At 68.8% G+C, this 13,196-nt stretch carries 15 protein-coding genes and 2 pseudogenes; 10 read left to right on the forward strand and 7 right to left on the reverse strand.

Annotation, left to right across the window (positions count from 1 at the left end; genetic code table 11):
- The first annotated feature begins 87 nt into the window (after positions 1-87).
- Positions 88-1,086, forward strand: coding sequence for an NADP-dependent oxidoreductase (locus ACFWYS_RS25150; RefSeq protein ID WP_384773065.1), 999 nt, complete (start codon positions 88-90; stop codon positions 1,084-1,086).
- A gap of 47 nt (positions 1,087-1,133) precedes the next feature.
- On the opposite strand, the gene ACFWYS_RS25155 is transcribed toward ACFWYS_RS25150, so the two are convergent.
- The gene (locus ACFWYS_RS25155; RefSeq protein WP_384773068.1) at positions 1,134-2,042 is read right to left on the reverse strand and encodes a LysR family transcriptional regulator; all 909 of its coding nucleotides are present in this window, start codon (positions 2,040-2,042) and stop codon (positions 1,134-1,136) included.
- 137 nt (positions 2,043-2,179) lie between these two features.
- Between ACFWYS_RS25155 and ACFWYS_RS25160 the strand changes: the two genes are divergently transcribed.
- From ACFWYS_RS25160 to ACFWYS_RS25170, 3 genes are read left to right on the forward strand one after another with little or no spacing between them, the layout of a single operon-like run.
- Positions 2,180-2,998 (forward strand): 3'(2'),5'-bisphosphate nucleotidase CysQ, encoded by an 819-nt coding sequence (locus ACFWYS_RS25160; protein ID WP_384773071.1) that lies wholly within the window; start codon positions 2,180-2,182, stop codon positions 2,996-2,998.
- A 41-nt stretch (positions 2,999-3,039) separates the two neighbouring features.
- A complete protein-coding gene (locus tag ACFWYS_RS25165; RefSeq protein ID WP_384773074.1) occupies positions 3,040-3,636 on the forward strand; it encodes an NADPH-dependent F420 reductase in 597 nt (198 codons plus the stop codon).
- A 30-nt stretch (positions 3,637-3,666) separates the two neighbouring features.
- Positions 3,667-3,795 (forward strand): hypothetical protein, encoded by a 129-nt coding sequence (locus ACFWYS_RS25170; protein WP_384773077.1) that lies wholly within the window; start codon positions 3,667-3,669, stop codon positions 3,793-3,795.
- A 456-nt stretch (positions 3,796-4,251) separates the two neighbouring features.
- Here ACFWYS_RS25170 and ACFWYS_RS25175 read toward each other — a convergent pair whose 3' ends face one another.
- Positions 4,252-4,845 (reverse strand): TetR/AcrR family transcriptional regulator, encoded by a 594-nt coding sequence (locus ACFWYS_RS25175; protein ID WP_384773080.1) that lies wholly within the window; start codon positions 4,843-4,845, stop codon positions 4,252-4,254.
- Between the two features lie 58 nt (positions 4,846-4,903).
- Between ACFWYS_RS25175 and ACFWYS_RS25180 the strand changes: the two genes are divergently transcribed.
- The 3 genes and pseudogenes from ACFWYS_RS25180 to ACFWYS_RS25190 all read left to right on the forward strand — a co-directional run.
- Positions 4,904-5,854 (forward strand): patatin-like phospholipase family protein, encoded by a 951-nt coding sequence (locus ACFWYS_RS25180; protein WP_384773082.1) that lies wholly within the window; start codon positions 4,904-4,906, stop codon positions 5,852-5,854.
- The gene (locus ACFWYS_RS25185; protein WP_384773085.1) at positions 5,851-7,332 is read left to right on the forward strand and encodes a flavin-containing monooxygenase; all 1,482 of its coding nucleotides are present in this window, start codon (positions 5,851-5,853) and stop codon (positions 7,330-7,332) included. Before ACFWYS_RS25180 ends, ACFWYS_RS25185 begins: the two co-directional genes overlap by 4 nt.
- 135 nt (positions 7,333-7,467) lie before the next feature.
- Positions 7,468-7,587: pseudogene (locus ACFWYS_RS25190) on the forward strand (AAA family ATPase); the annotation flags it as partial.
- A gap of 45 nt (positions 7,588-7,632) precedes the next feature.
- On the opposite strand, the gene ACFWYS_RS25195 reads toward ACFWYS_RS25190, so the two are convergent.
- Entirely contained in the window at positions 7,633-8,157 is a 525-nt protein-coding gene (locus ACFWYS_RS25195; protein ID WP_384773088.1) for an AAA family ATPase, read from the reverse strand.
- Positions 8,158-8,591: 434 nt separating this feature from the next.
- A complete protein-coding gene (locus ACFWYS_RS25200) occupies positions 8,592-8,963 on the reverse strand; it encodes a hypothetical protein (protein WP_384773091.1) in 372 nt (123 codons plus the stop codon).
- 646 nt (positions 8,964-9,609) lie between these two features.
- On the opposite strand from ACFWYS_RS25200, the gene ACFWYS_RS25205 reads away from it, so the two are divergent.
- Entirely contained in the window at positions 9,610-10,005 is a 396-nt protein-coding gene (locus ACFWYS_RS25205; protein ID WP_384773094.1) for an Imm10 family immunity protein, read from the forward strand.
- A 37-nt stretch (positions 10,006-10,042) separates the two neighbouring features.
- On the opposite strand, the pseudogene ACFWYS_RS25210 reads toward ACFWYS_RS25205, so the two are convergent.
- The 3 genes and pseudogenes from ACFWYS_RS25210 to ACFWYS_RS25220 form a co-directional block, all read right to left on the reverse strand.
- Positions 10,043-10,132 (reverse strand): annotated as a pseudogene (locus ACFWYS_RS25210) (hypothetical protein); the annotation flags it as partial.
- The gene (locus tag ACFWYS_RS25215; RefSeq protein ID WP_384773097.1) at positions 10,111-10,662 is read right to left on the reverse strand and encodes a transposase family protein; all 552 of its coding nucleotides are present in this window, start codon (positions 10,660-10,662) and stop codon (positions 10,111-10,113) included. The gene ACFWYS_RS25215 and the pseudogene ACFWYS_RS25210, both read right to left, overlap by 22 nt.
- A 109-nt stretch (positions 10,663-10,771) precedes the next feature.
- Complete coding sequence (locus ACFWYS_RS25220) at positions 10,772-11,683, reverse strand: alpha/beta fold hydrolase (RefSeq protein WP_384773101.1); 912 nt, start codon at positions 11,681-11,683, stop codon at positions 10,772-10,774.
- Between the two features lie 116 nt (positions 11,684-11,799).
- Here ACFWYS_RS25220 and ACFWYS_RS25225 point away from each other — a divergent pair, with 116 nt between their 5' ends.
- Together ACFWYS_RS25225 and ACFWYS_RS25230 are read left to right on the forward strand one after the other, a co-directional pair.
- Complete coding sequence (locus tag ACFWYS_RS25225) at positions 11,800-12,420, forward strand: TetR/AcrR family transcriptional regulator (protein WP_384773104.1); 621 nt, start codon at positions 11,800-11,802, stop codon at positions 12,418-12,420.
- Positions 12,417-13,016 carry a GNAT family N-acetyltransferase gene (locus ACFWYS_RS25230; RefSeq protein WP_384773107.1) on the forward strand — a complete coding sequence of 200 codons (600 nt, stop codon included), beginning with the start codon at positions 12,417-12,419 and terminating at the stop codon, positions 13,014-13,016. The genes ACFWYS_RS25225 and ACFWYS_RS25230 overlap by 4 nt, the downstream gene beginning before the upstream one ends.
- The last annotated feature ends 180 nt before the right edge of the window (positions 13,017-13,196 follow it).

Below are 13,196 nucleotides of genomic sequence, written 5' to 3' on the forward strand. Positions count from 1 at the left end.
GCAGGTTGCCGAACCGGTCTTGGACGGCCGTGCCGTCCTGGACCTTGACTGAAGGAGCAACGGTTTCCCAAGAAAGCGACAGGCGCGATGAAGGCGATCCAGTTCCACGAAGCGGGCGGGCCGGAAGTTTTGCAGTATGACGAGGTGCCGGTTCCCGGGATCGGCCCGGGCGAGGTGCTCGTCCGGGTGCACGCGGCGGGCATCAACCCGCCGGACTGGTACCTGCGTGAAGGGATGAAGGTCATGCCGGCCGAGGTGAGGCCGGCGCTGGAGTTCCCCCTGATCCCCGGAACGGACATGTCCGGCGTGGTCCAGGCGGTCGCTCCGGACGTGCTGGGGTTCGCCGTCGGTGACGAGGTCTTCGGCATGCTGCGGTTCCCCGGATTCGACGGCCGGACATACGCCGAGTACGTGGCCGCGCCGGCTTCGGACCTGGCTCACAAGCCGGCCGGTATCGACCACGTGCAGGCGGCTGGGGCGCCGATGGCCGTGCTCACGGCCTGGCAGTACCTGGTTGATCTCGGCCACGACGTGCCGTCTCCTTTCACCGGCCAGGTGCATCAGCCGGTGCCGATCACGCCGGGGATGACCGTGCTGGTCAACGGGGCCGCCGGTGGAGTGGGCCACTTCGCGGTGCAGTTGGCGAAATGGAAGGGGGCACACGTCATCGCGGTGGCCTCGGGCCGGCACGAGCAGTTCCTGCGCATGCTCGGCGCCGATGAGTTCATCGACTACACCAGGACGCAGGCCGCGGACGTGGTCAGCGATGTCGACCTGGTGATCGACGCTGTCGGTGGCCCGGACAGCTCACGCTTCCTGACCGTGCTCAAGCGCGGCGGCACCATGCTTCCGGTGTTCTTCGCCCAGTACGACCCGGAAGAGACGGCGAGTCTGGGCATCACGGTCTCGAACATTCAGGTGCGTTCCAACGGCCCCCAGCTCGCCGAGATCGGGCGCCTGTTCGACGAAGGCAAGCTCCAGGTCGGGGTGGACAGCACCTACCCGCTGCCCGAGGCGGGTAGCGCACACACGCGAGCCGCGCAGGGCCACCTCCAAGGCAAGATCGTGCTGACGGCGGTCTCGTGACCGCCGAACTCCCGCAGGCGGTGGCGGAAGCGGCCGGACGGCGCCGACTACGACGACGCTCCGCCCATGGCCAGCGCGGTTCGCGCCAGCCCGCGCAGCCAGGCGTGGGCGTGGTCGGTGTCGTAGCGCTGATGCCACGACAGGTATATCGGCGCCGAAGGCAGTTCGAGCGGGAGGGGGAGCACGACCAGGCCGAGGTCGGCGACCGCTGACCGCGTGGTGGCTTCGGGGACGCTGATCAGGAGATCGGAGCCGCGCGCGAACTCCAGCGCGGCGGCCTCCGTGGGCGCGGTCGCCACCACGCGGCGGGTGAGGCCGAGCCGCGCGAGGGCGTCGTCGATCGCATTGCTGAGGTTTCCGCGTCGCGAGACGGTGACGTGCTCAGCGGCGGCGTACCGCTTTGCGGTGACGGTCCTGACCCGGGTGAAAGGGTGCCCTTGCCTCACGACGATGACGAGGCGGGTCTCGCCCACGTTCTCGGCGCGGATGTCCGGTGCGCTCGGGCGATTGGCGTTCGCCTCCAGGTCGACCTCGCCGCGCCGCAACTCGGGGGTGTCGATGCTCGATTCCGCGACGAAGCGCAATCGCACGCCCGGCGCCTGTCCGCGCACGGCCGTGAGCAGTGCGGGGCCGCTCAAGGCGACCAGGGAATCGTGCCAGCGGAGTGTGAAAGTGCGCTCCAGCGTTGCCAGATCGAGTTCACGGCTCGGTGCCAGCACCCCCTGGACCTGGTGCAGCAGCTCGTGCACCTGTTCCCGGACGGCGATCGCATACGGCGTCGGCGTCATCGTGCGCCCGGTGCGCACCAGGATCTGATCCCCGGTCGTGCGCCGGATTCGGCCCAGACTCCGGCTCATCGCGGGGGCGGTGACGTGCAGGCGCGCGGCAGCCCCCGCCACACTTCCCTCCTCCAGCAGCGCGTCGAGCGCGGTGAGCAGGTTCAAATCCAATTGCATGGGAGTAATCCTAGACGTGCTTGACATGCATTTGATGTTAATGAAGGGCCTCTATACCGTCGAGACGAGAGCGCAAGACGGAACGCACAGCTTGCCCCGACCGGCCTCAACACCCCTCCTCACACGGGAGTACTGCCATGTCCGAAACGCTTCAGACCACTGATGTCGCAGCCTCCGACGCCGACCTGCTCGCCCAGACCGCGATCGCCGTGCGCGCGGCCGGTTCGGCGCTGCGCGAGCGCTTCGGCGAGGTGGTCCGCTACCAGACCCGCGAAGAGCTGATGAGCGCGCTCGCCGCCAACGACGACACGGCCCTCGACATCCTGCGCCCCCGCCTCACGCGCCTACGGCCGGACGCCGGCTGGGTGGAGGACGAACTGGGCGGCGGGGCGCTGCCACCCGGCGAATGGTGGGTCGTGGATCCGGCCGAAGGCAACGTCAACCACCTGCACGCCCTGCCGGAGTGGGCGGTGACCGCGACCCTCGTACGTGAGAACCAGCCGGTGCTCACCGCGGTCCACCTGCCGTTGACCGGCGAGACCTACACCGCGCTCACCGGCGCGGGCGCCCACCTCGACGGCAGTCCGCTGCACGTCTCCCGGACCGCGGACCTCGGCCTGAGCATCGTGGCCACCAGCCAGGCCCGGCCGGACGAGGACGAGAAGGTCGTACGACGCGTCGGCTCCTCGATCACCGCGATGCTCTTCGACGCGCTCGTCGTCCGCACCGCCGTACCCGCGACCCTGCACCTGCTGAACGTGGCCGCCGGCCGGATCGACGCCTTCTGGCAGTTCGCCGGCGCCCGCGCGGACCTGCTGCCCGGGGCGCTGCTCGTCACCGAGGCCGGCGGACAGATCTCCGACGCCGAGGGCCGCCCCTGGACCCCGCAGAGCGAGAGCTTCCTGGCCGCCGCGCCCGGCGTCCACGCCGAGGCCGTCGCCACGCTCTCCCGCTGACCGCGCACCACAACCTGCACGCACGGAAGGACCAGATCATCATGACCACGATCGCAGTTCTCGGAAACGGCCGCGTCGGCGGCAACCTGGCCACAGCCCTCACCCGGGCAGGGCATGAGGTGAGGGTGGCGGACCGCGCGCCGGGCGCCGCCGCCGACGCTGCCCGGACAGCCCAGATCGTCATCAACGCCACCCCGGGAGCCGGCTCGCTGGACCGGCTCGTCGCCCTGCGCGAGGAACTGCGCGACAAGATCCTCGTCGACGTCTCCAACGCCACCGTCGACGGACCGGACGGACTGCCCGCCGACCTGATCTACCCCGGCTCAAGCCTCGCCGAGCAACTTCAGGAAGCGCTCCCCGAAACGCGCGTCGTCAAGACACTCAACACCATGCTCTTCCCGGTGATGACCGCGCCGGCCACGCTCACCCAGGCGCCCGACGCCTTCCTCTCCGGCGACGACCCGCAGGCCAAGCAGGCCGTCCGTGAACTGCTCCTCAACCTCGGCTGGCGCAAGGAGTGGATCACTGATCTCGGCGGGATCCAGACCGCCCGCGCCACGGAGGCCGCGATACTTTTCGTACCGCACGTGATTCGGTCCAGCGGATTCGCGCCCTTCGCGATCTCGGTCGCCCGCTGATCCGCACACAGTGCACCGCCGGGGCACTGCATGGCGCAGACGAGGTTCGACAAGCAGGTGGAAGTGACCGCCGAATCCCTCGCGTTCGGTATCGGGCCGGTTCCTGGCCGGGCGCCCCATGGACGGGGCGGGGTGAAGCGGACCGACGCCACGGTCTGACGCTCGGGTACCCGGGTCTTGGCGAAGGCCGAACGCCGCGTGGGGCGTTCCTCCCACCGGGCCGGGTGGCAGCGCCCGGCCTTCCGGATCACTTGGCTCGCAGCGGCGGGGGAGGGCGCCTACCTGGTCGGCAGGCACCCGGACACCAACTGGCAGATGGCCCAGGATCTGCGGGAGAACCGGGACCAGGCCCTCGCCGCGCCGGAGACCGGCGGCATCGGCGTGGCCTCCGCGTTGACCGTGGGGGGTGTCACGTACGGGCTGCTGACGCGCAAGCGCCGGGAGATGATGGCCAAGGCCACCCGCAGGGGTTTCCGGGTCGGCGACGGCTCCGTGAGCGGTGCGACGCCCCCGGCGCGTCCTCGGCAACGCGGCCTTCGCGCCGATCGCCCCGCTAGCCTCCAAGTCGCCCCTTCCGGTCGGGTGCCCGTCCGTCGGCGCAGCAGCACGGGACCCTCAGGGGTGCCCGCTCATGACGCTGCGCAGCAGGTCGACGAGGGGTTGCACAGGGACGGTCGGGTCGAAGGCGCGCTGGACGCCGAGCCCGATGCCGAGGCTGAGCAGGGTCAGGGCGGCGGTGTCGGCGGGCAGGGCAGGTGTGATGCCGAGTTCGTCCGCTTGCGCCCGGATCAGGTCCGCGAGGGTGCGGGTGACGGCGCGCCGACGCTGGGCAAGCTGCTCGCACACCCGCTTGTCGCGGCGGTTGGCGGTGGCGAACTCGACTTCCAGCGAGGTCCACGAGCTGTCGCCGATGGTCTCGTCGGCCCAGCGGGCGAATCCCGCGATCCGGTCCTCGAAGCGGGGTGCGTCGCCCATCGCGGAGGCCAGCTGTGTCACTTGTTCCGCGGCGATGCGGTCGAGCACGGCCAGGCACAGCTCGTTCTTCGTGGCGAAGTTGGAGTACACCGCCCCCTTCGAGTAGCCCGCCGCCTCGGCGACACGCTCCATTGACGTCGCAGTGAAGCCGTCGCCCAGGAAGAGCGTGTAGGCGGTGTCGAGGAGGTGTTCGCGGGTGCGGGCCTGGCTCTCGGCCCGGGTCAGTCTTGCCACCCCCGCAGGATACCGCTAGCTTTCAGATTCCATTGGAATTCCAATACCAGGAGAATCCATGGCGGACTGTCAGCGACGCGGACTGGTCGTCGGGTGCGGCGGAACCCTCGGCTTCGCATGGGCGGTTGCGGCGCTGGCCGCGGTGGAGGAGCGCCTCGACTGGGATGCCCGCACGGCACAGGTGCTGGTGGGGACGTCGACGGGGGCGGAGGTCGTGTCCGTGCTCGGGTCCGGCCGGTCGGTCTCCGACCTGCTCGCGGCACTGCAGGGCCGGTCCGGCGCGGACCCGCTGCTCCTGCGGCACGTCGGCGCGCACCCGGGCGCCCTGCCACCGGTTCCGTGGCCGGGCCTGCCGGGCGCCGGGCTGGCGGCGGCGGCAGCGCGGGGCCGTGTCCCGCTCGGCTCGGGGCTGCTCGGCCTCCTGCCGCGCGGCCGTGGGGATGCGGGGTGGCTGCGGGGCTTCGGCGCCGCGCTGGCGGACGGCCACACGTGGCTCGACTCGTCGCATACGTGGCTGGTGGCGGCCGAGACGCGCACCGGCAGACGGGTCGCGTTCGGTTCGCCCGACGCCCCCGTCGCCGACATCGGCAGCGCGATGGCCGCCTCATGGGCGATCCCGGGGTGGTTCCCTCCCGTACGGATCGGCAGGCGCGCCTACCTCGACGGCGGGGTGTTGTCGCCGACGTCGGCAGACCTCGTTGCCCCGCTCGGCCTGGACGAAGTGGTGATCGTCGCCCCGATGACGACGTCCCAGGACGCGCCCGCCACCGGGCTGAGCCGCCTCGAACGCGTCCTCAGACGCTGGATGACCCGCACCCTCGACGCGGAGGAACACCTGCTGCGGGCAGCGGGGACCCGCGTCGTCCGGATCGAGCCCGGCCCCGAGGAACTGGCCGTCATGGGCTTCAACTTCATGGACATCGCCCGCCGCCCGGCCACCCTCGACGTCTCCCTGCGTACCGCACCCGACCGCGTCCGGCGAGCCATCGACAGGAGCACCACGGCATGAGCACCCATTTCGAGGTCATCGTCATCGGAGCCGGCATCTCCGGGGTCGGCGCGGGGGTCCGGCTGCGCGAGGCCGGGATTCGGGACTTCCTCATCATCGAGGCCGCCGACGACTTCGGCGGCACATGGCGGGCCAACACCTATCCGGGCTGCCAGTGCGATGTGCCGTCCCGGCTCTACAGCTACTCGTTCGCGCCGAACCCGGACTGGGCGAGGGTGTACGCGCATCAGCCGGAGATCCTCGCCTACGTGCAAGGGGTCGCCGACCGGCACCGGCTGCGCGAGCACACCCGGTTCGGCGTGCGCATGACCGAGGCGCACTGGCAGCACGACGCGGCCCGATGGCGGATCGGTACCAGTGCCGGCGAGTTCACCGCCCGGTTCCTGATCGCCGGTGCCGGGCCGTGGAACGAGCCACGCATCCCCGATATCCCGGGCCTTGCGGAGTTTCCCGGCGAGGTGTTCCACTCCGCGCGCTGGAACCACGACTACGAACTGCGCGGCAAGCGGGTCGCGGTGCTCGGCACCGGGGCGTCGGCCGTGCAGTTCGTCCCGGCCATCGCCCCGCAGGTCGACCGGCTCCACCTGTTCCAGCGCACTGCCCAGTGGGTGCTGCCCAAGCCGGACCATCGCATACCGAAGGCCGAGCGGTGGGTGATGCGGCACGTGCCCGGCGCCCGGGCCGCGCTGGCTGCGGTGGAGTACCGGGCCATGGAACTGCTGGGCTGCGGATTCCGCAGGCCTTCGCTGCTACGCGGCGTACAGGCCGTGGCACGCGCACACCTGCGCGCCACCATCCGCGACCGTGAACTGCGCCGCAAGGTGACCCCCGACTACACCATCGGCTGCAAGCGCATCCTGTTCTCCAACCACTACTACCCGGCCCTGACCCGCCCGAACGTGGACGTGCACGCCTGCGCGGTCCGCACGGTGGACGGCAGCACCGTGCTCGGCGCCGACGGCAGCAGCGCCGAAGTGGACGCAATAATCCTCGGCACGGGCTTTCACATCCTCGACATGCCTCTGTCGAACCTCATCCACGACGGCGCAGGACGTTCCCTCGCCGACCAGTGGCAGGGCTCCCCCGAGGCGTACCTCGGTACCGTCACCGCCGGGTTCCCCAACGCGTTTCTGCTTCTCGGTCCCGGCCTGGGCACCGGACACAGCTCCGCATTCACCATCCTCGAAGCCCAGCTCGATCTCGTCCTCGCCGTGATCCGCTCGGCACGCGCCGAGGGGTGGGCGTCGGTTGAGGTACGCCGCGACGTGCAGACCGCGTACAACACCGAACTGCAGGCCGCCCTCGCGGGCACCGTCTACAACACCGGCGGATGCCGCAGCTACTACCTCGACGCCAATGGCCGCAACAGCTTCAGCTGGCCCTGGTCCACCGGCCGGCTGCGCACGCAGGTGGCACGCTTCGACGCCCGCGACTTCACCTTCATTCACCCCACCGACCGGATCGGGCTCGGCGCATGAGACTTTCCGCCATCGACATGCGCGGCGCCGACCACGCAGGGCGAGTTTCACGGCCGTAAAACGGCTGACGGCACTCCAGCGGACGTGAACCCCTGCGCAAGCTGGGCGCCTTCCCCGGCGCGACCGCCCTCGAAGCGGCTCTGCGCGGCCATTGTCGACCGGCTGCCCTTCAACGGCGCCATCATCCAGACCGGCACCGAGTCCTACCGCCTCGCCCATACCAAAGCCCAGGCGGAACGAGCGGGAGCTGGCTGAACCAGGCTTCCACAGGACAAGCCGTCCGATAATTCGCCAGACCGGTCAGCCGACTGGAACCCTCTCCATGACGATCTCCGCGACGCGGGCGGGAACGACATCGGTGGTGTCGATGACCTGGGCTTCCCGACGGAGCCAGGACAGGGCGCGCTGGTACTCGCCCAGGTGATCAAGGCGCCACTGGCGAGCACTGATGCTCTCTGGCTTGGTGTCGGTCTCGATGCGTTCGACCAGCGTGTCCTGGTCCGTGTCCAGCAGGAAGTGGTGCACGGGAACGCCAGCTGCAGTCAAACCGTCATGAATCTCCTGCCAGTACTGCTCGACCAGCACTGTCTGGGTGACCACCAGAGTGCCACCCACGTAGTCGAGAACCTGCCGTGCGGTTTCCACCACGAGCCCTCGCCACGGCGGGAAATCCTGAAAGTCACGTTCAGGGACCCCGAGCACATGCCAGAGCATCTCGCCGACCTTCTCGGCATCGAAGAGCCTGGAGTCCGGAATGCGCGAGGTCAGTTCCTTGGCGGTCGTGGTCTTGCCCGCACCGAAGGTGCCGTTCAGCCAGAGGATCACACATCCAACCCTACGAGGATGGCCTTGCCCAGCAGATGACTTCCGGTCATCCCTCCACACAGCCCAGAACCGAACCCCGGCCGCCGGAGTGGCATCAGAACTTCTCGTCGTCAACTCGACACCACATCCGACTCCACACACGTCGAGCTCATCACCACCGGCCGCCGCCGCTCCCTCCGCCTCGCCAGACACTGGCCCTGGACCGACGTGATCACTCATGTCCTGGAACGGCTCCATGCCCTCCCGAACCCCGGCTGACCAGCAGCGTCCCGTCTCTGCGAACACCACCACCCTCCGGAGCCGTGGAACCCGGCGCCCACCCGACGCGACAACCGGGCCATCAGCCTGCCCATACTCCGAAGATCCTTAACGACACCCACCACAAAGGGCCGTCAGCAAGCCGACGGCCCCTCATGAACGATCGAGTTAGCCGATCACCACTTGTCGGTGCACCACTTGTTCGTTTCCGGGCCCCGGTAGCAGGCACGCATCACGAAGCTGCTGTCCGACCTGGTTTGGACACCTTCGGTGAACACGCTCACCGTCGTGCTGTAGATGGACCGGGTGACCCAGTTCGAGCCGCCGTCGGAACTGGTCTCCAGCCAGATGGCACCCTGCCGGTCCGCCGGGAAGTTGTCCAACTTGGCCCAGCCGTACTGGGAACCGTCGTAGGTGCCATAGCGCAGCTGAACCTGGAACCCGCCGATCGGCGTCCACTCGGCGGTCTTTTTGTCCGAGATCGAAAGCACCTGATCCCGGTTGATCTTCTCCGGCGCGGCGCTGGCCGGCCCGACGGCAGTGGTCATCAGCGTGCCCACTGCCAGTGAAGTGAGCAGCAACAGGCGAAGTGACTTCAACATGGAATCCCCCAGATGTTGATCATTAACGGCTGGACCCTCGCAGCTACGCGTACCAAACGGCGCCGAGGGCGGCGCCGTCGGGGAGCGCGAGGAAGGCGCGGTGCGTCTGCGCGTGATGGTTCGCAGGACCACACCCCGGTTCCCTGCATGGCGCACGTGGCAGGGGCAGAACGAGCAGCGCTGACACAGTCTGAGCCTTTCCTTCTCCCCGGACCTGTCGCGGGGACACACAGGAGGCTCACAGCGGCCCATGACCGTTTCGTGCGGCGAATGTGACCGGACCATGACCGTTCCGCACCAGTGCCCGTCACCTTGATCCATAGCAGCTGACCTCAGGTTTTCCGGCTCCACAGGCACGACATCGCCGACTCACCCACCCCCGTGACGATCATGGTGTGTCGGCTCTGGCGGCGCCGCGCAGGCTCTTGCCGTCCACGTCCACCGCCCGCCGGGTTGTCGGGCCGGGCCCAGTGCGGCGATCGGTCGGCCAGGCGCCGATGCGGTCCACGGACGTCCGTGACACTTGCACGCCGTTTCTGATGGTGGTCGACCTGCGTGCTGGCCAGCATGCGTCTCCTGCTAGAACCCAGCTATGACGTACCGGTTCACCGCTCGTGCAGTGGCGGCAGAGGTCGACCCCGACAACGACGTAATGACGGCCGGTGTTGCCGAAGACGGGGACGGTGAGGGCTTCATCCTTCTGTTCCTGAGCAACATCAGCGAACCCTCCCGTCAGGCCGTGTCGCTCGGGCTGGACACTCATTGCCTTGTGACGCAGGACCAGGGAACGGCCTATGGCTGCGTCCGGGAGATCGCTCTGTCGAACAAGCTGCTCGCCGTGTCGCTAGACCCCGCTTCGTTGGGCGATCTGGGCCTGGACGACGCCGAGATCGAGGCAGAACTCGACGTGCCGGACGAGGACATCGAGCGAATGTGGGAGGTACTTGCCCAAGTGCTGGCGTTCGGGGCGCTGGGCAGGCCTGCCTGATGGCCTTGGTGAAGGCCATCAGGCGGTCACGGCACACGATTTCGGCGCCGGGGTGCTCCTGGATCCAGGCGGCAACCGAGCCGGTGTAGTGGTCGGGCAGGACGTCTACGGGCCTGGAGGTCCCCATGTCGACGAGGACGGTGCCGTAGGTCCGCCCTTTACGGAACGCGAGCTCATCGGTGCCTGGTGTCCGCGGCGCCTGGGCCGCGGTACGGGCGGGGCGACCAGCTGACTCGGCAGAGCAGTTCGTCGGCCCGGGAGCCGCAGCTTCGCGCACAGACGCTGACCCGGGCGCCCACCGAGTTCCATCGCCACGGCCCTCATCGCCGACCCTGCCGCCGGTGAAGAACGGCGAGGCGATTCGGTCAGACCCGCCATCTGCTCCACGAACGTCCGGCGTGGGCACTGGCTTTGATCACGGAGGAACCGACGCATGTGCAGACGGACGATCAACCCCCGCCCGCCGATGGGTAACTCGGATATCTGACGCCAATACCGGCTGTGAGCCCGCGTGGCAGGATGCGTGCACTGCGGACACCTGCCTGGCGGCCGGCATCCCGCCGCGTCGACCGCCAAGTTGCCATCGACGGTCATGAGCTGCCGCACCATGAGATTCAGGCCGGGCAAATGGAGGTCCTCAAGCGTCTCTACTCGCATGACGCAGGGATGCCCAGGTGGAACGGGTCCTGCAGTCCAGGCGCTACCGGCCCGGGCTCTGGCCGGGCCGTCCCTCGGCACCGCCCTGTCCCGTCGGCGTGGGCGGTTGTCAGTCGACGGTGGCCATGAAGTTCAGCATCCTGCGGTTGATCTCCTCCGCGTGGTCGATCTGCGGCCCGTGGCCCGTGTCGGAGATGATCTCGGCTCGGGCGCCGGGGATCAGGCGCGGCACCCGCTCCGCCTGCCGCTGCGGGTGCAGGAGAAGGCTTCGCTTGCCGAGCACCAGATAGAGCGGGGTCCGGATGGTGGACAGCTCCTCCTCGGACAGGGGAAGCGGCGACGGGCGGCGTATGCGGTAGGCGCGCACGGCCGTTCTGATCATCGCGCGCAGTTCCGGCACGACGAGCACAGGCTGTTCCAGCCAGGCCGCCAGCCGCGGGCGGAGCGCCTTGGGCGCGAAGGTCGCGAAAAGGCCGGCGAAGATCCAGACGAAGAAGCGCAGCCCCACCTTTTCCAGGCCGCCGGGGTCGAGCAGCGTGACCGAGGCGAGGCGTTCGGGCCTGCGGTGCGCCTGGTTGAGGGCGAGCCATCCGCCGTAGGAGGAGCCGACGAGATGCACGCGGTCGAGGCCGAGCCCGGCGAGCGTCTCGTCCAGCCACTGTGCGGCGCGTTCGGGTTGGTGGATCGGCTCGCGCTGCACGCTGTGGCCGGGATCACCCGGGGTGTCGATCGCGTAGACCGGGCGGTCCGCGCTGAGCGCGGGGGTGTTCGGATACCACATGGCGGAGCAGGAACCCGCCCCGTGCACCAGGACGACGGGGGTGCGGGATCGGGCGGCCTCGTTCGCGGGGCCGTAGCGGTAGACGTGCGTGGTGCCGAAGGACGTCTCCACGTCCTCTTCCGCGAGCGCGGACGCTCCCAGGGCGTAGAGCGCGTCGCAGGCCGTGAAGTGGCGCTCCCGCCAGGAATCACTCACGTAGCGGCCGACATCGGCCTGGGTTCGGGCAGCGGTCTCGGGCATGGCCACCTCCGGCGTCTCGGTTTCGTGATACGAACGTACCACGATGTTGGTACGGCTGTATCATCAAAAGGTCCTCATGGGAGCGGTAGCAGGAACGACGAGCGGAGAACCGGTCGATGCCCAAGCGCGTGGACCACGCAGAACGGCGCACCGAGATCGCCCAGGCCCTCGTCCGGGTCGCTGGACGACGCGGGCTGCATGCCGTCGGGATGCGCGATGTGGCAGCGGAGGCGGGCGTATCACTGCGGCTGGTGCAGTACTACTTCCAGACCAAGGAAAAGCTGCTGCTCTTCGGACTTGAACTTCTGGCGGAGAGATTCGGCGAGCGGGTCTCCGCCCGGATACGGGCCGCCGGGGACAGTCCTGGTCCGCGCGCGATGATCGAGGCGCTGCTCATGGCCGCGCTGCCGACGGACGACGAGAGCCGCACCTTCCACCACCTCTACACCTCATACGCGGTTCTGGCCGTGAACGACCCGGCGCTCGCAGCCCAGCCCTTCATCAAGAACCCTGATGCCGCCGAGGACGCCCTGACCGAACTCCTCCGGCAGGCGCAAGAGGCAGCTCTGCTTGAGCCCGGTGTGGACGCGCGGTTGGAGGCGGCCGGCCTGCTTGCCATGTCTGCGGGACTCGGCACCAGCATCCTCGTCGGCCAGCGCAGCCCGGAGTCCGCCACCGCAGTCCTGGACCACCATCTGAACCGAATCTTCCGCACCGGTGATGCGGTCGTGACATGAGTGACCGGAGACCAGCAGCCGCGGAGCTGCAGACCGCCCGGCTGTTCCTGAGACGCCCAACCGCAGCCGATGTCGACGCGATCTTCACCGTCCACCGCGATCCTCAGACCTGCACGCACAACCCCTCCGATGCACTCGCCCGGTTTGAGGAAGCAGAGGCGCTCTACCAGCGTTGGGACGACCAGTGGCGGCAGTACGGATACGGGTACTGGGTCGTCCGGCACCACGGCTCCGCTCAGCAGCTCGGATTCTGCGGAATCAAGTCCATGGAACTGCACGGGGTCCCAGTCCTGAACCTCTTCTACCGTTTCGCCGCCTCAGCCTGGGGCCAAGGCTTCGCCGGTGAAGCCGCAGCCGCAGTTGCCACCTGGGCCTCCCATCACCTGCCCGACCTCCCGCTGATCGCCCGTGTTCGACCAGCCAACCTCGCTTCTCAGCGCGTGGCGATGCGCGCCGGGCTCAGCCGAGCACAGCATCTCGACACCGAGGGATACGACGGCTTCGACTGGATCTACATTGCCCAGCACGCGAACAGGGCCACAGACGGCGCGATCACACACCAGGACTCCCAGATCCAAACGAAGTTCCCTAGTTGATGGGCGGCCGCATACCCCCTGTCGAGCCGACCTCACCGCCAAGGCGTAGCCATCACGGAAGCGCGGTCACAGCCAACTGAAGCGGGGACTGAACTTGGTTTGGTATTGTGGGGTGAGTTGGCCCCGCCCGGGCGGGGCATGATGGTTTAAAGTAGGGGGGGGGCTCGCGGGGGTGGACAA

The sequence above is a fragment of the Streptomyces sp. NPDC059010 genome (genome assembly GCF_042740355.1).
Lineage (GTDB): Bacteria > Actinomycetota > Actinomycetes > Streptomycetales > Streptomycetaceae > Streptomyces.

What these genes read in the sequence shown, in the direction of transcription:
- ACFWYS_RS25160 (WP_384773071.1), top strand. Translation starts at nt 2,180, where the DNA reads ATGTCCGAAACGCTTCAGACCACTGATGTCGCAGCCTCCGACGCCGAC.
- ACFWYS_RS25225 (WP_384773104.1), top strand. Translation starts at nt 11,800, where the DNA reads ATGCCCAAGCGCGTGGACCACGCAGAACGGCGCACCGAGATCGCCCAG.
- ACFWYS_RS25230 (WP_384773107.1), top strand. Translation starts at nt 12,417, where the DNA reads ATGAGTGACCGGAGACCAGCAGCCGCGGAGCTGCAGACCGCCCGGCTG.
- ACFWYS_RS25185 (WP_384773085.1), top strand. Translation starts at nt 5,851, where the DNA reads ATGAGCACCCATTTCGAGGTCATCGTCATCGGAGCCGGCATCTCCGGG.
- ACFWYS_RS25155 (WP_384773068.1), bottom strand. Translation starts at nt 2,042, where the DNA reads ATGCAATTGGATTTGAACCTGCTCACCGCGCTCGACGCGCTGCTGGAG.
- ACFWYS_RS25170 (WP_384773077.1), top strand. Translation starts at nt 3,667, where the DNA reads ATGGCGCAGACGAGGTTCGACAAGCAGGTGGAAGTGACCGCCGAATCC.
- ACFWYS_RS25150 (WP_384773065.1), top strand. Translation starts at nt 88, where the DNA reads ATGAAGGCGATCCAGTTCCACGAAGCGGGCGGGCCGGAAGTTTTGCAG.
- ACFWYS_RS25205 (WP_384773094.1), top strand. Translation starts at nt 9,610, where the DNA reads ATGACGTACCGGTTCACCGCTCGTGCAGTGGCGGCAGAGGTCGACCCC.
- ACFWYS_RS25165 (WP_384773074.1), top strand. Translation starts at nt 3,040, where the DNA reads ATGACCACGATCGCAGTTCTCGGAAACGGCCGCGTCGGCGGCAACCTG.
- ACFWYS_RS25215 (WP_384773097.1), bottom strand. Translation starts at nt 10,662, where the DNA reads ATGCGAGTAGAGACGCTTGAGGACCTCCATTTGCCCGGCCTGAATCTC.
- ACFWYS_RS25200 (WP_384773091.1), bottom strand. Translation starts at nt 8,963, where the DNA reads ATGACCACTGCCGTCGGGCCGGCCAGCGCCGCGCCGGAGAAGATCAAC.
- ACFWYS_RS25220 (WP_384773101.1), bottom strand. Translation starts at nt 11,683, where the DNA reads ATGCCCGAGACCGCTGCCCGAACCCAGGCCGATGTCGGCCGCTACGTG.
- ACFWYS_RS25180 (WP_384773082.1), top strand. Translation starts at nt 4,904, where the DNA reads ATGGCGGACTGTCAGCGACGCGGACTGGTCGTCGGGTGCGGCGGAACC.